The organism is Lichenicola cladoniae, from assembly GCF_013201075.1.
GTDB classification, from domain to species: Bacteria; Pseudomonadota; Alphaproteobacteria; order Acetobacterales; family Acetobacteraceae; genus Lichenicola; species Lichenicola cladoniae.
Genome location: NZ_CP053708.1, coordinates 1,392,641 through 1,415,135 on the forward strand (window position 1 = coordinate 1,392,641; position 22,495 = coordinate 1,415,135).

Genomic DNA, 22,495 nt, shown 5'->3' on the forward strand with positions numbered 1-22,495 from the left:
GTCCCCCGGGGCCAGCCGGCTTCATGATCCAGCTCCGATGACGGTGGTTCAAGGCGGGGTCTTCGCCGGCTGTCGCGGTGCAGGCTGAACTGTACCCGATCCCGGCGTCGATGCGGCCGGGACAGGTGCCGCGGCGGCAGGCACAGCCGGGCGCGCCTCGGCCTTGTTCATGTCTGCGGCAAGTTTCGACGGGTTGAGGGAATAGAGCGCCACCGGGAACTGGATCTGGCTGTGACCGCGGTGAAACGGCGACGCACGGTCGAGTTGCGGCACGGGTACGGTGAGCGTGCCGTCCGACGACAGGAACGGTGCGTCCGCCCAATGCAGGCGCGGGTCGTGGATGAGCCTGGTCAGCTTGCGATCTGGCGACAGGCTGAGGATGCTGTCGGTTTCCAGATCGTCGAGATACAGCGTGCCATCCGGTGCGATCGCGGTTCCGCCGAGCGCCGGGGTGTCGTACCAGAAGCCGATCGCATGCGAGAGGGTCTTGGCACTCGTCCGCGGGTCGTCCAGCAGCGCCGTCGCCACCCGCGACATCGGCCCGGAGAGCGGCTGGATATAAAGATAATGACCGTCCGGGGTGACCTCGAGCTGGTCGGCATGGATCATCGCCGGCTTGCCGTCCGGACCTTTCACCACGTCGCCATCGACGATGATCGGCCGCTGTGCCGTCAGGGCCGGGTCACGATCCAGCACCCGCCGGAAAATGCCGGTGGCGAGTTCGAGCACGATCAGGCCGGGTGCGCCGGCATCGCTGATGTACGCATGGCCGCCGTTGAAGCGGATATCGTCGATCATGCTCTTCGGACGCAGGACCTCCTGCGGCAGCGTCAGCACGCGGGTGACCTGGTTGGTGGCGAGATCGATCCGGATCAACCGGGCGGCATCGAGGCTGGCCGGCTTGCCGAAACCGGGCGAGCCGGTATCGACGGCCCAGAGCGCACCGTCCGGGGCTAGATGGATCGCGTTCAGCCCGACAAAGACCGATCCCGGGCCGGGCGGCGGACTCGACCCCTCGGCCGGCGGCTTCGAGCTGGTCGAAGCGCCGGCATTCCAGGCGGCATCCGGGTAGGGCGTCAGGCTGCCGTCGGCGGCAACCAGCGCCAGCGACGGGCCAGTCGTGTTGGCGGCTCGCGGAAACACCACGAATATCCGTCCGTCCGGCGCGACGACGACGCCATTCCAGACCATCTGCTTCGACTGGGCGCGCAACACGAGGCGGTCGTTCGATACGGGCGCTGGCGGCGCAACACTGGCAGCCGGCACATCCGCCGCCACTGCAGCACCGGACAGGACAGTTCCCAGCAGAAGGATTCCGAAGGCAACGCCGCCTCGCCTCGCAGACGTCACGATGCCAACCCGTAACCTCACGAATTCGTGAGGCAAACTGGCCGGTTGCGGCCGCGTCATGGCGTCGTCAGCTTCATACCGTGTAGTCGAGTTCGAAAAATGGCAAAGATCTTCCTTCTGACCGGGGTCGTCCTGACCTTCGCTATCGGCACGGTCGCCGCTACCGAAACCGGTCTGCTGATGCCGATGCCCGCATCCCTGGCAAGTGGGTCGAACTGACGCCGGAGCCTCGACCCTGATCCTGCGGCCGATCAGGTTCAACCGCCCTTAACGGGCAAGATATCTTCGACGCACGTAAGCCTGGTAGATCGAAGCATCGAGCGGACGTCCGGTTGCATCCCGGACAAGTGTGGCGGTATCGGTCTCGCTGGCCCGTCCATGGATCCGGGTGCGCAGCCAGCCCACCAGGATCGAGAAATCCCCCAGCGCAAGGCTGGCTTCCAGCTTCGGTTCGTCGGCCACCGCGGCCTGATAGAGTTGCGCTGCGGTCATCGCGCCCAGCGTATAGGTCGGGAAATACCCCCACGCGCCGCCCGGCCAGTGAATATCCTGCAGGCAGCCACGGCGATCGTCCGGCACCTCGATGCCGAGCAGGCTCCGTAGTCCGTCATTGAAGGCGCCCGGCAGATCGGCCAGGGCCAACTGGCCGCCGATCAGTGCCTTCTCCAGCCGGTAACGCAGCAGGATATGCGCCGGATACGTCACCTCGTCGGCATCCACCCTGATCAGCCCCGGCCGGACCTGCCGGTAGTGCCGGCGCAGATTGTCGGTGGCCCAGGCAGGGTTTTCGCCGAACGACGCGGTCAGTTGCGGCGACAGGTAGGCCAGGAACGCATCGCCGCGGCAGGCCTGCATCTCGATCAGCAGCGACTGGCTCTCGTGCAGCGTCATGCCGCGCGCCTGCCCGACCGGTTGCGCCAGCCATGCACGCGGACGGCCCTGCTCGTACAACGCATGACCGGTTTCGTGCAGAACGCCCATCAGCGCGCTGGAGAAATCGGCCTCGTCGTAGCGGGTGGTGATCCGGACATCGTCGGTCGCCCCGCCACAGAACGGATGCGTGCTGACGTCCAGCCGGCCGCGCGTGCCGTCGAAACCGGCAGCCTGCATGAGTGTCTCGCCGAGCCTGCGCTGGATGGCGACCGGGAACGGGCCGGGCAGGGGCAGCGGTGCCGGCTGGTGTGCCTGATGCTCCAGCACCTCGGCCAGCAGCGCCGGAAACCCGGCCTGCAGGTCGGAAAATATCGGATCGATGAAGTCCTGCCGGGTCCCGGCGTCGTACTGGTCCAGCAGCGCATCGTAGGGCGACAGGCCGAGCGCCTCGCCCTTGGCCTGGCCGATGGCACGTTGCGTGGACAGCACCTCGGCCAGCTTCGGCAGCAGGCCGGCGAAATCGCTGTCGGCCCGCGCCTGCCGCCAGGCGACCTCGCATGTGGTCGCGGCGCGCGAGGCGGTCTCGACCAGCTCGGCCGGCACCGCTACGGCATGGGCATGCTGGCGGCGCATCTCGCGCAGGTTGGCCGCCTGCCAGTGATCGAGCGTCGCTGCATCGTCCCGCTCGGCGCGGTCGAGCAGCTCGTCGGTCTGCGTCTCGGTCAGCAGTTCATGGCGGATCACCGAGAGGGTGGCGATCTGCTCGCCGCGCTCGCCGGCGGCACCCAGGGGCATGATCGCCTCCTTGTCCCAGCCTAGAATGCCGAGCGCGCCGTCCAGCCGGCTCAGCCGGGCGAAGCGCTGCTCGAGCGCGTGATAGGCCTGCATGTGCGTCCTGCCTTCGAGAGTGCCGACACCGGCATAGCGAGCCCGGTGCCGGAGGGAAAGCTGGACCGCCGCATCGCATCCTCTAGAGAGGGGACATGCCGACGCAGCAGGACCACCGACCCAGACCCGATCGCCGTGAAGCCAGGCGCACCGCCCGGCAGGCCGACACGCATGCCGCGGACGCGCAACGCAACCATGGTGCCGGCAGGCTCGACGAGGCCGAACGCCTGTACCGGCTGGCACTCGCGGTGCAACCGGACCATGCCGATAGTCTCTACGGGCTCGGCGTGCTCGCACGCGGTGCGGGCCGCAACGATCTCGCCGCCGGCCTGATCGGCCGGGCGATTGCCGCCCGGAAGGAGGCCGCCCACTACTATGTCGATCTCGGCCTGGCATTGCGCGAGCTGGGCCACGCCGAGGAGGCGAGGGCGGCGTTGCAGGTGGCCGTGCTGCGCGATCCCGACGATCCGCGCGGACATGCCGGCCTGGCGCTGGCGCTCGAGACGCTCGGCCGACTCGACGAAGCGGTCGCCAGCCTGCGGAGCGCGGTGACGCTGGCCCCAGGCGATGCCCAGGCCTGGCACCGGCTCGGTGCCGATCTCGGCATGCTGGGACGGCTCGACGAGGCGGAGGCTGCCTTCCGCCGGACCGTGGCACTGCTGCCGGACGACCCGTCGGCGCTGGCCAACCTCGGCGGCCTGCTGTTCGAGCGGAATGGCCTGGACGAGGCGGCCGACCTGCTTCGCCGGGCCGCCTCGGCCGGCCCGCCGACCGCCGCCACGCTCAGCAATCTCGGGCTGGTGCTGATGGCGAAGGGCGAGGTGGTCGAGGCCGAGCGACTGCTCGGCGAGGCGGCGACCCTGGCGCCGGCCGAAGATGCGATCCTGGTCAACCGAGGCAGCGTGCTGGTCGATCTCGGCAGGTTCGACGACGCGGAGGCCTGTTTCGAGACGGTCGAGGCGCGCAGCCGGCCCGGCTCGGACAATGCGGCGCGGGCCTGCTTCAACCGCGCGACGGTGCTGCTCGCCACTGCCGGCGCCGACCGGCCCGGCCGGCTGCAGCAGGGCTGGACGCTGTTCGAAGCGCGTCGGACGTTGCTGGCGGCACCTCTGAACAGCCTCCCCGACTGGGACGGGCTGTCTTTGCCAGATCATGCCTCGTTGCTCCTGCATGCGGAGCAGGGGCTGGGCGACGCGATCCAGTTCCTGCGCTACGTGACGCTCGCGAGCCGCCGGGCCAGGGTGGTCCTCGCATTGCCCGACGCCTTGTTCGGGCTGGCCGCCTGCCTTGCCTCGGATCGCTGCCGCCCGGTCCGGCTGCACGATCCGGAAACGCTTCTCTGCGTGGCCCAGGCCAGCCTGCTCAGCCTGCCACACCTCCTGGGACAGCCGACGGTGCCGTCCTTCTTACCCTATCTGCGGGCGTCTCCGGATGCCGCCGCGCCATGGCGGGACTGGGTCGGCTCGCTGGCCGGCCTGAAGGTCGGGCTGTCGTGGGCCGGCAGTCCTTCCTATCGATTCGACCGCAGGCGCTCGCTGAAGCTGGCGGCCCTGGCCCCGCTCGGCGGCGTGCCCGGCGTCAGTTTCGTCTCGTTGCAGCAGGGCGAGGCGGCCGGCGAAGATCCCCCGACCGGGTTGACGCTCTCCCGGCCGCCGGTGCCGCTGGCCGATCTGGGCGTGACAGCCGCGCTGATCGCCCAGCTCGACCTGGTGGTGAGCGTGGATACCGCGATCGCCCATCTCGCAGGGGCGCTGGGTCGTCCGGTCTGGCTGCTCAACCGTTTCGGCGGCGACTGGCGCTGGCAGGACGGCTTCGCGGGGCCGGACGATACGAGCCTCTGGTATCCATCGCTGCGCCAGTTTCGCCAGCGGGAACCGCTCGCGCCGTCCGCCGCCTGGCAGGATCCGGTCGCGCGCCTCGCCGGGGCGCTTCGGCTGCAGGCATCGGGGTGATAGGCGGCGAATATGCGCCCCTGATCAGGCGGCGGCACCGCTCCGCTTGCGCGACGGACCCGGTGGTGGCGCGCCTATCGCCGCCTCCTCGGCCCGCGTCAGCACGGTGACGAGCGCCAGCCGCAGCTCGTCGAGCTTGCGCTCGTTGGTGATCTTCAGGCCGAACACGTCCTTCACATAGAACACGTCCACGGCGCGGACGCCGTAGGTGGTGATATGCGCCGACGCGATCTGCATCCCCTGCTGGCTGATTGCCGCCGTGACGTCGTGCAGCAGGCCCGGCCGGTCGCGGCCGTTCACCTCGATCACCGTGTGCGCGTTGGAGGCGCGATTATCGATCACCACTCGCGGCGGCACGTGGATCGCGCGCATGCGCCGCCCCATCATTCCACCGGACGCCTTGGCGATCTCGTCGGCGAGGTTGATCCGGCCGGACAACGCCTGCTCCACCAGGATGGTCAGCCGGGCCAGCCGGTGCGGCGCGTCGAACGTGTCCTCGGCGGAATCCTGCACCCAGAAGGTATCGAGGGCCATGCCGTTGGTCATGGTGTGGATGCGTGCATCCACGATCGATGCGCCGGCAACCGCCAGCGCGCCGGCGATGCGGCTGAACAGGCCGGAATGGTCGCTGGTGTAGATGGTGACTTCGGTGACGGCCCGGGCCGGCAGCGGCTGCGTATCGACGGTCAGCGCGGAGTCCCGCAGCGTGCTTTCGCGGATCATGCGGGCATGGCGCGCATGCATGTCCGGATCGAACGACAGCCAGTAGCCGCCATAGCCGAGCTGCAGGAAGTCGGCGATCTCGGTGCCGGCGAAGCCGTCCTCCTCGAGCAGGCCGCTGACCGCCTCCTTGGCGCGGGCGACCCGCACGTCGCGCTCGGTGGTGGCGAGCCCGCCGGCCAGGACTTCTGCCACGCGCGCATACAGTTCTCGCAGCAGCGTCGCCTTCCAGTTGTTCCAGACCTTCGGGCTTACCGCCCGCATGTCGATGATGGTCAGGACCAGCAGCAAACGCAGTCGTTCGGGAGACTGGATGGTGTCGGCGAGGTCGAGGATGGTCTTGGGATCGTCGATGTCGCGGTGGAACGCGGTCTGGCTGAGCAGCAGGTGATGCAGCACCAGCCACGACACGGTTTCGGTTTCTTCCGCCGACAGGCCGAGTGCCGGGCAGAGCTCCAGCGCCAGCTCCGAACCGAGCTCGGAATGATCGCCGCCGCGACCCTTGGCGATGTCGTGCATCAGCGTCGCCACATACAGCGCGCGCCGCGATTGCAGATCCTCGACGAGGTCGTTGGCGACCGGGGTCTCCTCGGCGAGCAGCCCGGCCTCGAGCGTCCCCAGGATGCGAACCGCCTCGATCGTGTGCTCGTCGACGGTGAACACATGGTAGGTGTCGAACTGCATCTGGCCGACGATGCGCGACCAGGGCGGGATCAGCCGGCCGAGCAGCCCGGTCTCGTTCAGCACGTGCAGCCAGCGTGCCGCGGAGCGCGCCGGCTCGCCGCGGCGGATCTCCTCCTCGCGCGCCGCCCGGTCCATCTCGCTGGCGAGCTTGCGGTTCGGGCGCTCGCCGCAGATCAGTTCGAGCAGGATGCGGTTCGCCTCGGCGTTGCCGCGCAGCGACGCGGCGCGACGTTCCCAGCGGATCAGCAGGTGCATCGCCAGCGGATGGATCGCGAGCTTGCGGTCCCGTGCATAGGCGAGCAGCCGCAGCATCATGATCGGCTGCTCGTCGAACGACACGCCCGGCGCCGGCATGATCTGCCCGTCCGCAAGGACGAAGCCCGCCTTGCGCAGGGCGGCATCGACCTGCGGAACCACCGCCGGTGCCCCAAGCGCCTCGCGCAGCACCTGCGGCTCGAGGATATGGGTGAGGCGCATCACCTCGCGCGCGGTCAGGAAGTAATGGCGCATGAAGCGCTCGACGCCCACCTGGCGGCCATGGCGCGTGTAGCCCATGCGGGCGCCGACGACAGGCTGCATGTCGAAGGTCAGCCGTTCCTCGGCGCGACCGGCGATGTAGTGGAGGTGGAAGCGCACGGTCCACAGGAAGTCCCAGGATCGCTGGGCCCGCTTGGCTTCCTGTTCGGTCAGCAGGCCGGGAGTGCGCTGGTATGGCCCGCTCGGGCGGGCCAGTTCGGCGAAGTTTCGCGTTCCGAAGGTGTCCCGACAGAGCCAGTAGAGCGTCTGCAGGTCGCGGAGCGCGCCGCGGCCTTCCTTGATGTTCGGCTCGACCAGGAACGGGCTCTCGCCATAGCGCTGGTGACGAATCGTGCGCTCGCGCTGCTTGTCGGCGATGAAGCCGCCGGCCCCGGCCTCGACGCACGCGACGATGTAGCGGGCCTGGAACATCGAGAACAGCGCATCGTCGCCCGCGATGCGGCGCGCGTCGAGCAGTGTGGTGCGGATGGTGGTGTCGTCCGCCGCCTCGGCAATGCACTGGCTGACCGAGCGGGTCGCATGCCCGACCTTGAGGCCGAGATCCCACAGGAAGTAGAGCATGAATTCGACGGCGGCCAGGATCACCGGCGATGGTTCCTCGTCGGTCAGGAACAGCAGGTCGATGTCGCTGAACGGTGCCAGCGTGCCGCGGCCATAGCCGCCGGTCGCGGCGATCGCCAGCTCCATGCCGGTCGCCGCATCGGGCAGTTCGAGCCGCGCCGCCGCGATCTCGTCCTGCAGCGCGTCGTTCATGGTGAAGTCGTGCAGGGCCGCGATCAGGCCGTCGGTCAGGCCTGCCAGCATCTGGGCAGCCCGCTCGCCATCCACGCGATGCTGCTCGAATTCGTCGCGCACGCCCTGCTGGATACGGGCCAGATGACGGCGGAACAGCGCGATCGCCGCACCCCTCGGTGTGGGTCCGGCGTCCGCTGGCCTGGCGAGGGATGAGGTGAGGGCGCGGTTCGCGTCCCCGGAATCCGTGAACATGGATGCGGCTATCGGCATAGTGTCAGTCAGAATAGCGTGTCGACGCTGCTTGCAACAGCAACATCGTGCGATGCAGCAAAGATCGATTTCAGCCGGTAGAGCGCGTCGAGCGCTTCGCGCGGTGTCAGCTGATCCGGCTCGATCGCATCCATCGCAATCCGCAGTGCCGCGATCTCGGACGGATCGAAAGTCGATGTTTCCGTGTCGGGCTCAGCATCCCGCCCGGGCACGGCCGAACCGGCCGCAGCGAACAAAGGTAGTGGCGGTTTAGACGCAGCGCGGGTTTTTTCCAGGCTCGCCAGCAGCCTGCCGGCCCGCCGTACGACCGGTTCCGGGACCCCTGCGAGGCGCGCCACATGCACCCCCCAGCTCCGGCCGGCGACGCCTTTGACCACCTCGTGGCGGAACACCACCTGGCCCTTCCACTCGCGCACGCTCATCGTGTGCGGCGACAGGCCCGGCAGCGTCTCGGCCAACTCGCCCAGCTCGTGGAAGTGGGTCGCGAAGATGGTCCGGCATCGTTGCGCGCCGTGCAGCGACTCCAGCACCGCCCAGGCGATCGCCAGCCCGTCCAGCGTCGAGGTGCCGCGCCCGATCTCGTCCACCACCACCAGCGAGCGCGGACCGGCCAGGTTCAGGATCGCCGCGGTCTCGATCATCTCGACCATGAAGGTGCTGCGTCCGCGCGCGAGGTCGTCGGACGCGCCGACCCGGCTGAACAGCCGGTCGACCAGCCCGATCCGCGCCGCATCCGCCGGCAGCGGCAGCCCGGCCTGCGCCAGGATCACCGCAAGTGCGGTCTGCCGCAGGAAGGTCGACTTCCCGGCCATGTTCGGCCCGGTCAGCAGCATCATCCGGCGGTCCGGCGACAGGTCGCAGGCGTTCGGGGTGAACCGGTTCTCGGCGCTGGCCCGCCCCGGCCGGGTCAGCGCCGCCTCGACCACCGGATGCCGCGCCGCGGTCAGGCAGAACGCGGCATCGTCGGACAGGGTCGGCCGGCACCATCGCCCTGTTGCCGCAAGCGTGGCGCAGGACTGCGCCACGTCGAGCAGCGCCAGCGCCTCGGCGATCGCCGGCAGGTCCGGCTGCGCCAGCGCCTCGGCCACGAGGGACGCGAACACCAGCCGCTCGCGCCGCGCGGTCCGCTCCGCAGCCTCGCCGATCCGCCGGTCGAGGTCGGCCAGCTCGTCGGTCGAGAACCGGGCGCTGCTGGCGGTGCCCTGCCGCAGCACGACGGACCCGTGGGTCTTCATCTGCGCCGCCGCCGAAACCGGAACCTCGATCACGTAGCCGAGCTGCGCATGGTGCCGGATCTTGAGGCTGGCGACCCCGAATCGCTGGGCATACTGCATCTGCAATGCCGCGATCACCCGCCGGCTGTCGTCGCGGAGGGCGCGTTCCGCATCGAGCTCGCCGTCGAAGCCGGCGGCGATCGCCCCGCCATCGTCGAGCCTGGCCGGCAGGTCCGCCGCGAGTGCCTGGTCCAGACGCTGCTCGAGCGCTTGCGCAGCGTCGAGGCAAATGCGGGCGCGGCTCAGCAGCACCGGCAGTGTCGCGAGGCTGTGCACGGGCTGGTCCAGCACCGACGCCGCCTCGCGCGCCGCGAACAGGCCATCGCGCAGGGCACCGAGATCGCGTGGCTGGCCGCGACCGACCGAAAGCCGCCCGAGTGCCCGGGCGATGTCCGGGGCACCGCGCAGCGCCAGGCGCAGCAGGGCGGAGCAGGGCTGTTCGCCGGCGAGGAAGCTCCACGCATCCTGGCGGGCGACGATCCGTCCCAGGTCGGTGATCGGCCCGGCGATCCAGCTTGCCAGCATCCGGCTGCCGGGCGCGGTCACGGTGTGGGACACGCAGGCGAACAGGCTGTGCTCGGTGCTGCCGTCGCGGCTGCGCAGCAACTCCAGGCTGGCCCGTGTCGCCGGGTCGAGCCCAAGCCGCCCGGCCTCCCCGGCCTCGCCATTCCCTTGCGACGATGGGCGCGACAGGCGCGGCAGTTGCCCGGCCTGGCTGTCCCGGACGTAGTCGAGCACGACCAGCCCGGCCATCGCCTCCTCGTCGGAGAAGGTGCCGAACGCATCCAGGCTGGCGGCGCCGAACGGTTCGGCGAGCCTGGCGCGCGCCGCGGCCGGTGCCGGCGGCGGGATCTGCGACGGCCCACGCCGGGACTCGAAATCGCCGAGCGCCATGCCTTCCGGCGACAGGATCTCGGCCGGGTCGAGCCGGCCGAGCAGTTCCGCGAGCGCCCCGGGGCCGGCAAGCGACACGGTCTCGAACAGGCCGGTCGAGACGTCGATCCAGGCGGCACCGATCGGGGCGGCAAAGCGCGTGGCGCCGCGTCGGGCGGGACCCTCGGCAAGTGCCAGCAGCAGGCTCGGCCGTCCGGGCTCGAGCAGTTCGTCCTCGGTCAGGGTGCCGGCGGTCACCAGCCGGACGATGTCGCGGGACAAGGGGCCCTTGGGCACGCCGGGCCCGGGCTTGCGTGCCGGTTCGGTCTGCTCGGCGACCGCGACCCGGAAGCCGCGCCTGATCAACCGGGCCAGATAGGCCTGGGCCGCATGCACCGGCACCCCGCACATGGCGATCGGTTCGCCACGATGGCGGCCGCGCGCGGTGAGCGAGATGTCGAGCGCCGCGGCAGCGGCCTCCGCATCGGCGAAGAACAGCTCGTAGAAATCGCCCATCCGGAAGAACAGCAGCGCGTCCGGATGGCGTGCCTTGAGCGCGAACCATTGCGCCATCGCCGGCGACGCACCCTCGGCCAGGGGAACTTCGTCTGGAATCACGTCAGGGTTCATCGCGACATCTGTAGAGCGTGCCGCCCGTGCGCTCCAGCCGCCGGATCAGCCGCGACTGGCGACGATCGGCCGGAGCGTCATCCGATCGTGTTGCAGGTCGACCGAGCAGGCGCCCTGCCTTGGCGCCCCATCGCCCATGTCGTCATTTTCCCTTCCGCCGGAACGCCGCGACGAACGCCTCCATGACTGCGGCGAGCGCTGGTGCGGCGGGCCCCGGGGCGCGCAGCATCCACATGGACCAGGGAGGCGGCGCATAGGTATCGAGCACCGTCACGAGGCCACCGGAGGCGATGAGCGCCGCCGTACCCTCGGCACCAGCCTGCGCGATCCCGATCCCGAGCGCCGTTGCAGCGCGCGCGGCGTCCGATCCGTCCACGATAAGTGCGAAGTCGGGTGGGAGGCGGCGCGTGCCGGCAGGCTCGCGAAACAGCCAGGGCATCATGCGGCCCGTCGCCGGAAAGCGCACACCGATCAGCCGATGCTGCACGAGGTCGTCCGGCGTCTTCGGCACGCCATGCCTCGCGAGGTAGGCGGGAGCGGCGAGGGTGACGAGCGGTAACGGTGCGAGGCGCCGGGCGAGGACGCTGGCGTCGGCGATCCGGGGTGCGATCCGCACCGCGAGATCCCAGCGGCCGCCGCCGAGGTCGGCGAAGTGGTCGTCGAAGGCAAGCTCAACGTGCAGCGCCGGATAACGCTCCAGAAGTGTTGCCAGGGCGCGCAGTAGGGTCGGGGCGAGTGTGGCGGCGGCGGTCACGCGCACCGTGCCTGCAATTCCGACCGGCGCACCGAGGCGGCCGGCGGCGGCCGCGAGTGCCAGGGCCGGGCCTCGGACGTCAGCGAGGAAGCGCTCGCCGTCGGGCGTGAGGGAGAGCGAGCGGGTCGAGCGACGAAACAGGCGCGCACCGTGCACGGCCTCGAAGCGGCCGACGAGGCGTGCGACGGCGGCCGGGGTCACGCCGAGCAGGCGCGCGGCACCGGCGAAGGAGCCGGCCTCGGCAACGCGGAGAACGACGACGGCGGCGCGCAAGGTGTCCACGCCCCATTCGATACATCAGGTTGTCTCAGCCGCAACACTGTCTGTTCTGCCCGGCGCGACCCGGCAGCCTCACCTTCAGGGACATCGGAAGCAGGCAAGCGATGATGCGCACAGGGATCGCGCCCCACGCCTGACCGTCATTCCGGGTTCACCCCCAGCCGGACGGGATAAGAAACGACGTCCCGTCGAAGCACTCGCGCGCCGACTTTCCCATGCAGATAGAAGGACATCGATCATGAGCAATTCCATAGCCGAGCAGGCACGTCCGCCGGCACCGTCGCTCGACCTCACCGGCAAGCGCGTCGTCGTCGTCGGCGGCAAGAAGGCGATCGGCCTCGGGGTCGCCCAGGCCGCCTACGCCATGGGCGCCTCCGTCACGGTCGCCAGCCGCCGCGATATCTCGGCCGAGGAGCGGCCGGACCTGGCAGCGTTCGACCAGGTCGTTCTGGACATCCGCGACGAGGCAGCCGTGCACGCCGCGTTCGAGGCGATCGGTCCCTTCGACCACCTCGTCGTCACCGCCGGACCGGAGATGGGGTCCTGGGGATCGTTCATGGACGCCGATATGAGCGGCGTCCGCAGCTACCTGGAGTCCAAGTTCCTGGGCACCTGGGCCTGCGCCCGCCATGCCGCCCCGCATGTGCGGGCCGGCGGCTCGATGACCTTCCTCACCGGCGGCACCGGGGCCCGGGCGAAGCTTGGCCTGGCCGCGGTCACGTCGACGTTCGCAGCCGTCGAATCCCTGTCGCAGTCGCTCGCCCTGGAGCTCGCCCCAATCCGCGTCAACACGATCCGGCCCGGGTTCATCGATACCGACTTCTGGGACGTCCTGCCCGCGGAGACCGTGGAGGATATCCGTGCCAAGGTCCGCGCCAAGTTCCCGGCCCGGCGGCTCGGGACGGCCGCCGACGTCGGGCATGCTTCGGTTTTTCTCATGACCAACCCATACGTCACCGGCACGGTGCTCGAAGTCTCCGGCGGCGAGTTGCTGGTCGACTGGATCTTCTGACTTTGATTTCGTGACGAAGTGGGCGCGCTGTCACCACCGACGGCAATCCCGGGCAGCATACTGGAACACATGATGAAGCGTTTCGAAGACAAGGTCGTCATCGTCACCGGAGCGGGGACGGGTATCGGGGCGGCCACGGCCAGGCGGTTCCTGCGCGAGGGTGCCACGGTCGTGCTGAATGGTCGCCGCGAACAAAAACTGCGCGACACGGTCGCGGACATCGACCCGGCCAAATCGCTGATCCACGCCGGCGACGTGTCGGACGAGGCGTACATCAAGCGGCTGGTGGAAGACACCGTCGCGCGCTTCGGCCGGCTCGACGTGCTGGTCAACAATGCCGGGTTCGCAATCTTCGGCCCGTTCGCCGAGCTGACCACCGCCGATTGGCGGCGTCAGCTGGCGACCGACCTGGACGGCGTCTATTTCGGTACTCGCGAGGCGCTGCCACACCTCCTGAAAACCAGGGGTTCGATCGTCAACGTATCGTCCGCCTCCGGCCTCGGCGGCGACTGGGGTGGGAGCGGCTACAACGCGGCCAAAGGTGCGGTTTCTAACCTGACGCGATCTCTTGCCCTCGAGTATGCCGCCCGCGGCGTCCGCGTGAACGCCGTTGCCCCCAGCCTGACCACCACGGACGCGACGGCGGATCTGGAGAAGAGCGAGGCCGCGATGTCGACCTTCCGCGAGCGCCTGCCGATGGGCCGGCCGGCTACGCCGGACGAGGTGGCAGCGGTGATCGCGTTCCTGGCCAGCGATGACGCCAGCTTCGTCAACGGCGTGATCCTCCCGGTCGACGGCGGCCTGGCCGCATCCAACGGCCAGCCGAACTTTCTCGCCTTGTTCGGGCAGGGCTGAAGCGCCACCCGGGTTCGCAACCGGGTGGTGCGAACCAGCATTCAAGAGGTGGTGCGGTCCCGATCGGCGCCGATCGGGACCAGGCGTCCGACCTTATCCTCTAGAACCCGAGGATCACGTCGGCTGCGAGGGTGAAGTTTCCGGTGTTGGTCAGCGCGTTATACGGATGGCCGCCGCTGAACGACTTGTCCCAGCGGATCTCGGGCCGGAACGCCAGCAACGCCACGTGCGGGATCACCGGCTTGTAGCTGACCCCCCAGGTCCACTCGCTGTAGGTCTGCCGCCCGGCGCCGAACGCGGTGGTGCTCAGTCCGTTCAGGCCGCGATACGCATCGGTGTTGCCCGGGAACGCAGCCACGAAGAAGCCGGCATTGTCGCGATACACCTCGCCGCGGAAGTTGGCGGTGAGCGTCGGGGTCAGCGCGTAGGACGCGTAGCCGGCCAGGCCATAGGAGTCCGCGCCGTAGAAATCGTCGTGCTGCCACTGGGCTTCGGCCACCAGGGTCAGCTTGTCGGTCGCCTTGTAGGTGGCGACCACGTCGCCCTCGTAGCGCATCGAGCTGTTGGCCTCGTGGCCGATCGCGTTCGTCGCGTCCTCTGGCCCCAGATGCAGGAACGCTAGCACGGTCAGCTTGCCGCCGGCCAGGCTGTTCAGCCCGACGCCGACCAGCCCGGCCGGCTTGGCGTTGTTGTCGCCGTTCCCGAAGGTGGTGCTTTCGCCGGTATCGATCTCGCCATACAGGTCGACGGTCGGGTTGAGATGGGCCTCCGCGATCAGGCCGGTATGCTCGAACGGCCCGAAGTTGAAGTTGTACGAGTGCGAGTAGAACGGGTTGGTGCTGGGATCGATGGTCTCGTAGCCGATCAGGGTGGCGAACTGGCCGAGCTTGAAGTCGATGCCGCCCTTGAACAGCACCGGCGCATGCATGGTGACGTTGGCCTGCAGGATGCTGAACTGGTTGCGATCGTTGGTGACGTGGCCGAACTCGCCGAGATAGTGGGTGTAGCGGGCGTCGGAACCGTAGGTGCCCTGCAGCATGAAGCCGAAATCGAAGGTCGACAGCGTGGGATCGATGGCGCGCGTGGCGGTCAGCTGCACCGAGTTCAGCAGCGCGGTATTGGCCTTGTCGTCGAACAGCCTGCCGTAGTTCAGCCCGTCCGCGGGACGGTCGAAGTTGCCGGTGACGCCACCCTCGACCTGCGCGCCGTAGGTGATGCCCTCGAGCCAGGTTTTCGGCGGCGCCGCAGCGGCGGGAGTGGCGGTCGCAGCCGTCCCGTTCACGCTTGCCGAGGCGGGGGGAGTGCCGGTCGAGAGCGCCTGTGCGAAGGCACCGGTCGATGCCAGCAGCGAGCCCGTCATCAATGCAGGAACCAGAGCCGAACCGGCCATCAGCATCCGATGGATCGATTTGCGACGGCCAGCTTCGCAACGTCCGGCGGCGGTCACGAGTGGCGTGGTCATCCTGGGTCTCCAGTCATAAAGCCTGAACCGCGTGCTGCCCGATCCGATTGCGGAACGGACCTCATGCGTCGGGCGATCACTCGCCCGGTTCGTCTGTGACTGGCATCAATGCCTCATGTCCAGGCACAACCAGGTCCAACACTCGGTCCTGCCTTAGAAAAGATCGCATAGTTACGGATTTGCCACGGTTTCTTGCGTGAGCGTGTCCAATCACGCAACAAAATTCAGCGCTGACGGGCACTGGCATGTTCAGGACGGTGTATCGGCAGCCGGCGTGTCATCACGACGGCGTTGCAACCGCCGCTTGAGTTTAGACGCCAGTCTCCGGATATCGAATATGCCGAGCAGTTGCAGCAGGGCGGCATAGACCGTCATCCCGACCGTCACCAGCAGCAGCAGCCCGGCGATCCGCTCGAGGCCATGCCAGCGCCCGAGCCCGGACAGCAGCGTGTGCGAGATCAGCGCCAGCACAGCTGCCATCGCGACCGACGCCAGCCCCATGCGAAGCAGCCGCGACAGCATGATGCGGTCCGGCTGCAGGTATCCGCGGCGCAGCAGCACGACCATCAGCGTGAGCGCATTGATCATCGAGGCCAGGCTGGTCGCCAGTGGCGGGCCGACATGTTGTAACGGGCGCATCAAAGCGAGGTTGAGACACAGGTTGACGGCGAGCGTCGCCATGCCGATCCGCACCGGCGTCGACATGTCGCCGCGTGCGAAGAACCCGGGCGCCAGCACCTTGATCAACACAAAGAAGGGCAGGCCGAACGCATAGCCCGTCAGGGACTGTGCCGACAGCACGACATCGCGCGGGGTGAAGGCGCCGTAGCCGAACAGGGTGCCCAGGATCGGCACCGACAGCACCATCAGCGCGAGCGAGGCCGGCAGCGTCAGCGCCAGCGCGAACTCGATGGCGCTGTTCTGGGTGCGATGTGCTGCCACCATGTCGTTGGTCTGTACCTGCCGGGTCAGCACCGGCAGCATGGTCGTGGCGGCAGCGGCGCCCAGTACGCCCAGCGGCAGCTGGTTCACCCGGTCGGCGAAATACATCAGCGATACGCTGCCGGCCGGCAGCAGCGTGCCGATGATGGTGTCGACGCCAAGATTGAGCTGGGTGATGCCGCTGCCGATCAGGCCGGGCAGCATCCTGCGCATCAGCAGCCGCATGCGGGGAGTGAGGCGCGGGCGGGGCAGGCCGAGACCCATGCCGGCCCGGTGCGAGGCGATCATCAGCACACCGAGCTGCAGCACGCCGGACACGGTGATGCCCCAGGCGGCGGCATGCGCCACGCTCTTGACATGCGGGGTCAGGAACAGGATCGCGGCGATCCCGACCACGTTGAACAGCACATACGCGGCTGCGGCGACGCCGAATTTCTCCAGGCCGTTCAGCACGCCGGAGACCAGGGCGGCGGCACAGATCAGCAGGACATAGGGGAAGGTGATGCGGCCGAGCGAGACCGCGAGGGGATAGTTGGCGCCGAAGCCGGGCGCGATCCCCCTGATCACCTGCGGCATGAACAGTTCGCCGAGCAGGGTCAGGCACAGCAGCCAGAACAACAGGACCCCGAGCGCCTCGCGCGCGAAGCCACGGGCGACCTCCGGGCCCTCCTTGGCCAGCAGCCCGGAGAATAGCGGCACGAACGCGGCGTTGAACGCACCCTCGCCGAACAGCCGCCGGAACAGGTTCGGCAGCCGGAACGCCACCTGGTAGGCGTCCTGCATCGGGCCGGCACCCATCAGGGCCGCCAGCAACTGGTCCCGGACCAGGCCGAGGACGCGGCTGAGCATGGTCCAGCTGCCGACGGTGAGAAACCCCTTCAGCATGAGGGATCACCCTGCGTCGAAGGATCTGGGCTTGGACATGAGGCACGGTGGGATCGCATCGCCCTGCTCTAGCAGGCAGGACCGCTTCTGACAGCCATTGTCGCGCAATCATCCGGATGAGAGGGCACAGCGGTGGTCCCATCGTGATCGCCTTGGTGACGGATGGCATCGTTGCTCAGGGGCGTCCAGCGACCACGGATGAGCGTGGCAGATCGGTCCGCGCCCAGGGACATAACCTGCAAGCCCGGTCTTCGCGGCCGCGGTCGCTAAGGTATGCTTAAGGTCGTTATGTTATTATAATAGTATTTTAGTGTGGTTCGGAGAGCCGACAGGTGGATGACAGTAAGCGTCGCCAGTACGAAACAGAACTGAAATCCTATCCGGATCGGCCACTTGGAGTTGTCCGGAACAACGGAGCCTGGCCCGCTCCGAGATACCGCTACAGCCTCGCCGCCTGCGCGCGCTGGGAATCGCGTTACGTTGTCGAGTGGATACTCTATCATCGCTCGATCGGCATCGACCATATCTACCTCTATTGCAACGATGATGATCCTGCCGAACTCTTCGAAAAGGTGTTACCATTTATCGAAGGAAAGGACCCTTTCGTAACCTTCTTGCACTACAGCTTCCAAGGTCTTCAGTTTCAAATGTATTTTCATTTCATACGAAATTACAGCCATGAAACTGATTGGATGATGTTTCTCGATATCGATGAGTTCATCTGCATCCGCAAATCAAACAGTATCGTGGCACTGATGGAGGCCATACCGTCAGGAGCCGAGGCCATATATTTCAACTGGAGCAGTTTTGGCTGTAATGGCCACGATATCCGCCCGGACGGATATGTCCTTCTGAATTATACCAGACGCGAGGGGAGGGCAACGCCGTTTACCAAGGTATTCATCAAGAGTAGACGCGTCCCATATGCGGGCTTCTTTCGGAAGAAGACTGCTCCCGTGATGCATGATTACACCAAGCTCGATCCGGATATCGTTGCATATAACGTCATCGGCGATCGCCTGACGACCTATTACATGGACTTCCCGACCAACGCCTGGGCGTATCTACTGGCGGACGACCACAGCGAGCGCATCCTCGCAACAGCTTTTATCGCGCACTACAATATCAAGTCGAACCAGGATTTTCAGCTCAGGGTCGATCGGGGTCTGCGTGGCGACTACGCGGCTGAGCAGATGTGGGGGAACAAGAGCCTTCATGATCGGAAGATGTTCAACATCATGACAAACGAGGTTCAAGATCTGCATCTGCATGATTACTGGAGGGATTACCTGTCATGTGGTTGGAAAAACGCCGTCTTCCCGAAGTCGCGCTGGCCGCTGATATCCCAAGGCAAGTCCGCGGTGCAAAGCTCGACGGCTCATAATCGCTCGATCGCGGACGATGCGGCGACCATCATCAGTGGCCGGTTGCTTGGTGCGTCCCAGAACCACACGAATCTCGAAGACTCTCCATGGTGGCAGATCGATCTCGGGGACCTCCACATGATCCACGAGGCCCGGGTGTTCAACAGGATGGATGGCGTCCTGGATCGTATGAGCAGGTTCGACCTCCTGGCCTCGGAAAACGAGACGGACTGGAAGACCGTACTAGTGCGCGATGAGTCTGGACTTTTCGGTGGCATCGACGGAACGCCGTTCGTTAGCGCGTGGGAGGAAGGTTTTGCTGCACGCTGGCTACGCCTGGTCGTGCCCGGGGAGAAACGCTTTCTTCACCTCGACCAGATCGAGTTCTATGGGGCGCGGTGCTAATCTCCCGGCTTTGACTGGTGGTGCGTCCTGGCGCGCGACACACTGTTCTTGCTTCGCCTCGCCGTGTCGGTGCTAGCATCCGTTCATGACCATCGAACGCCATCTGACCCGCTTCTCGGTTCCGCCCCTGCACGAGGAAACGCGCGAGCTGGCTGCGGTAGCGTCCGGGCGCCTCTGCCCGGACCTGGTGATAACCGGCGCCCGGGTGCTGTCGACCTACTCCGAGCGGACCCTGCAGGACCGTGAATTATGGGTGCATCGCGGCCGGATCGCGGCGTTGAAGCCGGCGGGTGCTGCGCGGGTCGCTGGTTTGCAACCCGGGCAGATTACCGATGTCCAGGGCGGCATCATCGCGCCGGGGCTGGTGGATCCGCACGTGCATATCGAGAGCAGCATGATGACCGCCTGCGCCTACGCCGAGGTGGCGCTGCTCAACGGCACCACCACGATCTTCTGCGACAGCCACGAGATCGGCAACGTGGCGGACGCGGCCGGCATCGAGTGGATGCTGGAGGATGCGCGCGCGGCACCGCTCAACATCTTCCTGACCGTGCCGAGCACGGTGCCCGCGACCGGTCCGCGCTACGAGACCGCAGGCGGCGACCTGACGCCGGCCAAGATCGGCGCGCTGTTCGATCGCTGGCCGGAAGCGGTGGCGCTCGGCGAGAAAATGGACTTCGTGCAGGTCTGCGAGGGCGATGTCCGCAGCCACGGCATCATTGCCGAGGCGCTGAAACGCGGCCGCCCGGTCAGCGGACACGTGTATGGACGCGAGTTCGTCGCGGCCTATGCCGCCAGCGGCGTCACCGATACCCATGAGGCGGTGACACGCGACATCGCCGACGACATGATCGAGGCCGGCCTCTGGATCTACCTGCGCGGCGGTCCGCCGACCACGCCGTGGCACAGCCTGCCCGCCGCCATCCGTGCCATCACCGAACTGGGCGCGGACCCCAAGCGCTTCTGCGTCTGCACCGACGATCGCGACGCGGACGATCTGTTCCTGTTCGGCATGGACTGGGTGGTGCGCGAGGCGATCGCCGCCGGCATTGCGCCGAACCGGGCCTGGAGCATGGGCTCGCTGCACCCGGCGACCCGCTACGGCATGGACGGCGAGATCGGCGGGCTGGGCGGCGGTCGGCGCGCCGACCTGGTGCTGCTCAACGATGCGATGGAGGTTCAGCACACCTGGTACGGCGGCGCGCTGATGGTCGAAAACCGGGCCATCACGCCATTGCTGGAACAGCAGCTGGAGCAGGGCCGGTATCGCTATCCGGACGCGGCATATCGCACGGTGATCCTGCCGGAAATCCCGGCGCTGGTGCCCCCGCTTCCGAACGAGGCATGCCGGGTCAACGTCATTCGCACGGTGAGCCCGTCCGACATCGCGCTCAAGCACGAGGTGGTATCGTTGCCGCGTGAGACAAGCTGGTCGACCCATCTGGACGCGCATGGACTGTGTTTCCTGAGCGTGGTCGAGCGGCACGGACATTCCGGCGAGGCGGCGCACGGGCTGCTTGCAGGGTTCGGCCTGACCGAGGGCGCGGTGGCGAGCTCGGTGGGACACGATGCGCACAATATCGTCGCCGCCGGGCGCGACGAGGCCTCGATGCGGCTGGCGGTCGAGGCGATCCGCGCCAATGGCGGCGGCGTGGTCGTGGTCGGCGGCGGCCGGATCCGCGCCGAGGTGGCCTTGCCGATTGCCGGCCTGCTGTCCGACAAGCGGGCGACCGAGGTCGCGGCGGAGACGGTGCTGCTGAAGCAGGCCTGGGCCGCACAGGGCTGCACCTTGCCGTATATGGGCTTCAACCTGATTCCGCTTTCGGTGATCCCGGAAATCCGCATTACCGATAAGGGCCTCTTGACGGTGCCCGGCATGGTGCAGCTGACGCTGGTGGTCGCGGCCTGAGGCCGCCTGCGTGACCAATCGGCTGACCCAGCTCCGGGTCGGCGACGAAAGCTTCCTCGTCTCCAGCATGATCGAACGCTGCCCGAAGATCATGATGCTACGTGAACTGGTCAGAAACGCCCTCGATGCGGCCGCGACCGCACCGGACGGCTGCCGGCAGGTCAGGCTTTCCCAGGTGCTGATCGATGGCGTGCCGAAGCTCGCGATCTGGAACAGTGGCCGCGGCATGGATGCGGACGAGTTGTTCCGGATGTGCGACATCGCCTCGTCGATCCGCAAGGAGCACCGGCTCGACCAGAATTTCGGCATGGGCGCCAAGGTGGCGTCACTGCCGTCGAACCGGCATGGCCTGCGCTATCGCTCCTGCCACGCGGGCGTCGTGCACGAGGTCACGCTGGGCTGGCGCGACGGCGTCTATGGCAGGCTTCGGCGCGCCGACGATCGCGGCACGATGCAGGACGTGACGATGGTCAGCGCGGACGCGATGTCCCGGGGCCATGCGCTCGATCAGGACTGGACCGAGGTCGTGCTGTTCGGCAACTCGGCTGCGCAGGACACGGTCAGCGACCCGTATCAGGGTTTGCCGACAATGGGCCCGAACTGGATCGTTGAAGAGCTCGGCTACAGGTTCTACCGGATCGAAAACGGTATCAGCATATGGCTCGACCAGCATGCCCGGCTGTTCGAGCCGCTGGCCTCGCGTATTCCATATGACGACAGCCGTCATTCCTCGGTGACGCTACCGGGTGACGGGATGGTGCTGCACTATGTCTATGACGCGCCGAGCGACACCGACGCGCCGCGGGGTGGGGCCGGTCGCGATACGCTGAAACCGATGCCCGGAACCTGCGGCCTGATCTATCGCGACGAGCTTTACGATGTGCTGCGCCAGCAGCATTGGCTGCATGCGGCGCCGGTATTCGGGGTGCCGTTCGGGGCAGGGTCGATCTCGGTGTTCATCGAGCTGCCTGAATGGATGGACATCGTACCCGACGCCTACAGGCAGTTCCTGCGTCATGCCGGCAGCAACCAGGGGCAGGTAGCCTGCCGTGATTTCGCTCGTGTAGTACATCAGCATCGTCCCGGCTGGCTCATCGATATTATCGAGAACCAGTCACCTTCCGCCAAGGTTTCTCCCGACATCTATGACGATCTGGACAAGCTGCTGCGCAAGCTCGGGGTAAAGCGTCGTCGGCGTGTCATCCCGAGCGCGGCCCGGTCGGTTGCAACGGCAACACGCGAGGCGGATCCTGCAACGCAAATGGGAGCTGCCTGCGCGGATACGGAATCTCCGATTGAAAGGACCGCGCATGGCCATCTGACCACCGATCACGATCCGAGTTCGGACGACACGTTCGATACCGAACCATCGCCCGAAATCCTGATCCTGCGCTATCCGCTCGAAATCGATGCGCGTGGCCTGCTCGGGCGCGCCGGCCGCTACTACCCCGAAACGCACCAGCTGTTCCTGAACGCCACGTATCCGGCCGTTACGGAGATGCGGCTTCTGCTCGAACAGGAATACGCCGCCGAGCCGGACCAGCAGGCGGTGCGTCGTCAGTCGCTCTACCTTGCAGAGCGATCGCTGGCGGCGCGGGTCGGTCGGATGCTCGTATTCGCCCTGTCGAAACAGGGAAAGTGGCCGGACCACGATATCGGCCAGGCTTGCTCGCCCGAGGCGCTGTCGCTGGTCGCGGATGATTTCATACCGAGCCTGTCGGGAGCGCGGACGAGCATGCAGGCCATACTCGACCTCAAGCGGATCGTAGCCGAACCTGCTTGAGCAGCTGTGAAGCACCAAAACAAAATCGAATTCTGCCAGGCGGTGCTATGGTCGGTCGC

13 protein-coding genes are annotated in these 22,495 nt (G+C 67.3%); 6 read left to right on the forward strand and 7 right to left on the reverse strand.

Features of this window, described 5'->3' with window-relative positions; genetic code table 11:
- Positions 1 to 48 precede the first annotated feature (48 nt).
- A complete protein-coding gene (locus HN018_RS06385) occupies positions 49 to 1,350 on the reverse strand; it encodes an L-dopachrome tautomerase-related protein (protein WP_171834705.1) in 1,302 nt (433 codons plus the stop codon).
- 267 nt (positions 1,351 to 1,617) lie between these two features.
- On the reverse strand, positions 1,618 to 3,111 hold the full coding sequence (locus tag HN018_RS06390; protein WP_171834706.1) for a carboxypeptidase M32: 1,494 nt from the start codon (positions 3,109 to 3,111) through the stop codon (positions 1,618 to 1,620).
- A 95-nt stretch (positions 3,112 to 3,206) separates the two neighbouring features.
- Between HN018_RS06390 and HN018_RS06395 the strand changes: the two genes are divergently transcribed.
- On the forward strand, positions 3,207 to 5,063 hold the full coding sequence (locus tag HN018_RS06395; protein WP_171834707.1) for a tetratricopeptide repeat protein: 1,857 nt from the start codon (positions 3,207 to 3,209) through the stop codon (positions 5,061 to 5,063).
- Between the two features lie 24 nt (positions 5,064 to 5,087).
- Here HN018_RS06395 and HN018_RS06400 read toward each other — a convergent pair whose 3' ends face one another.
- The 3 genes from HN018_RS06400 to HN018_RS06410 form a co-directional block, all read right to left on the reverse strand.
- Positions 5,088 to 7,991 (reverse strand): [protein-PII] uridylyltransferase, encoded by a 2,904-nt coding sequence (locus tag HN018_RS06400; protein WP_239479062.1) that lies wholly within the window; start codon positions 7,989 to 7,991, stop codon positions 5,088 to 5,090.
- Positions 7,992 to 8,017: 26 nt separating this feature from the next.
- Complete coding sequence (gene mutS, locus HN018_RS06405; protein WP_239479064.1) at positions 8,018 to 10,786, reverse strand: DNA mismatch repair protein MutS; 2,769 nt, start codon at positions 10,784 to 10,786, stop codon at positions 8,018 to 8,020.
- A 142-nt stretch (positions 10,787 to 10,928) separates the two neighbouring features.
- Positions 10,929 to 11,822, reverse strand: coding sequence for a LysR family transcriptional regulator (locus HN018_RS06410; protein WP_171834709.1), 894 nt, complete (start codon positions 11,820 to 11,822; stop codon positions 10,929 to 10,931).
- Positions 11,823 to 12,057: 235 nt separating this feature from the next.
- Between HN018_RS06410 and HN018_RS06415 the strand changes: the two genes are divergently transcribed.
- A complete protein-coding gene (locus HN018_RS06415; protein ID WP_171834710.1) occupies positions 12,058 to 12,831 on the forward strand; it encodes an SDR family oxidoreductase in 774 nt (257 codons plus the stop codon).
- Positions 12,832 to 12,900: 69 nt separating this feature from the next.
- A complete protein-coding gene (locus tag HN018_RS06420; RefSeq protein ID WP_239479066.1) occupies positions 12,901 to 13,686 on the forward strand; it encodes a meso-2,3-butanediol dehydrogenase in 786 nt (261 codons plus the stop codon).
- Positions 13,687 to 13,786: 100 nt separating this feature from the next.
- On the opposite strand, the gene HN018_RS06425 is transcribed toward HN018_RS06420, so the two are convergent.
- Both HN018_RS06425 and murJ read right to left on the reverse strand, forming a co-directional pair.
- On the reverse strand, positions 13,787 to 15,148 hold the full coding sequence (locus tag HN018_RS06425) for an outer membrane beta-barrel protein (protein WP_171834711.1): 1,362 nt from the start codon (positions 15,146 to 15,148) through the stop codon (positions 13,787 to 13,789).
- 249 nt (positions 15,149 to 15,397) lie between these two features.
- A complete protein-coding gene (gene murJ / locus HN018_RS06430) occupies positions 15,398 to 16,975 on the reverse strand; it encodes a murein biosynthesis integral membrane protein MurJ (protein ID WP_171834712.1) in 1,578 nt (525 codons plus the stop codon).
- A 332-nt stretch (positions 16,976 to 17,307) separates the two neighbouring features.
- On the opposite strand from murJ, the gene HN018_RS06435 reads away from it, so the two are divergent.
- From HN018_RS06435 to HN018_RS06445, 3 genes are all read left to right on the forward strand, one after another.
- Entirely contained in the window at positions 17,308 to 18,744 is a 1,437-nt protein-coding gene (locus HN018_RS06435; RefSeq protein WP_171834713.1) for a glycosyltransferase family 2 protein, read from the forward strand.
- Between the two features lie 85 nt (positions 18,745 to 18,829).
- Positions 18,830 to 20,653, forward strand: coding sequence for an adenine deaminase C-terminal domain-containing protein (locus HN018_RS06440; protein WP_171834714.1), 1,824 nt, complete (start codon positions 18,830 to 18,832; stop codon positions 20,651 to 20,653).
- Between the two features lie 10 nt (positions 20,654 to 20,663).
- Positions 20,664 to 22,436 carry an ATP-binding protein gene (locus HN018_RS06445; RefSeq protein WP_171834715.1) on the forward strand — a complete coding sequence of 591 codons (1,773 nt, stop codon included), beginning with the start codon at positions 20,664 to 20,666 and terminating at the stop codon, positions 22,434 to 22,436.
- Positions 22,437 to 22,495 lie beyond the last annotated feature (59 nt).

What these genes read in the sequence shown, in the direction of transcription:
- HN018_RS06440 (WP_171834714.1), top strand. Translation starts at nt 18,830, where the DNA reads ATGACCATCGAACGCCATCTGACCCGCTTCTCGGTTCCGCCCCTGCAC.
- HN018_RS06390 (WP_171834706.1), bottom strand. Translation starts at nt 3,111, where the DNA reads ATGCAGGCCTATCACGCGCTCGAGCAGCGCTTCGCCCGGCTGAGCCGG.
- HN018_RS06420 (WP_239479066.1), top strand. Translation starts at nt 12,901, where the DNA reads ATGATGAAGCGTTTCGAAGACAAGGTCGTCATCGTCACCGGAGCGGGG.
- murJ (WP_171834712.1), bottom strand. Translation starts at nt 16,975, where the DNA reads ATGCTGAAGGGGTTTCTCACCGTCGGCAGCTGGACCATGCTCAGCCGC.
- HN018_RS06395 (WP_171834707.1), top strand. Translation starts at nt 3,207, where the DNA reads ATGCCGACGCAGCAGGACCACCGACCCAGACCCGATCGCCGTGAAGCC.
- HN018_RS06400 (WP_239479062.1), bottom strand. Translation starts at nt 7,991, where the DNA reads ATGTTCACGGATTCCGGGGACGCGAACCGCGCCCTCACCTCATCCCTC.
- mutS (WP_239479064.1), bottom strand. Translation starts at nt 10,786, where the DNA reads ATGAACCCTGACGTGATTCCAGACGAAGTTCCCCTGGCCGAGGGTGCG.
- HN018_RS06415 (WP_171834710.1), top strand. Translation starts at nt 12,058, where the DNA reads ATGAGCAATTCCATAGCCGAGCAGGCACGTCCGCCGGCACCGTCGCTC.
- HN018_RS06425 (WP_171834711.1), bottom strand. Translation starts at nt 15,148, where the DNA reads ATGACCACGCCACTCGTGACCGCCGCCGGACGTTGCGAAGCTGGCCGT.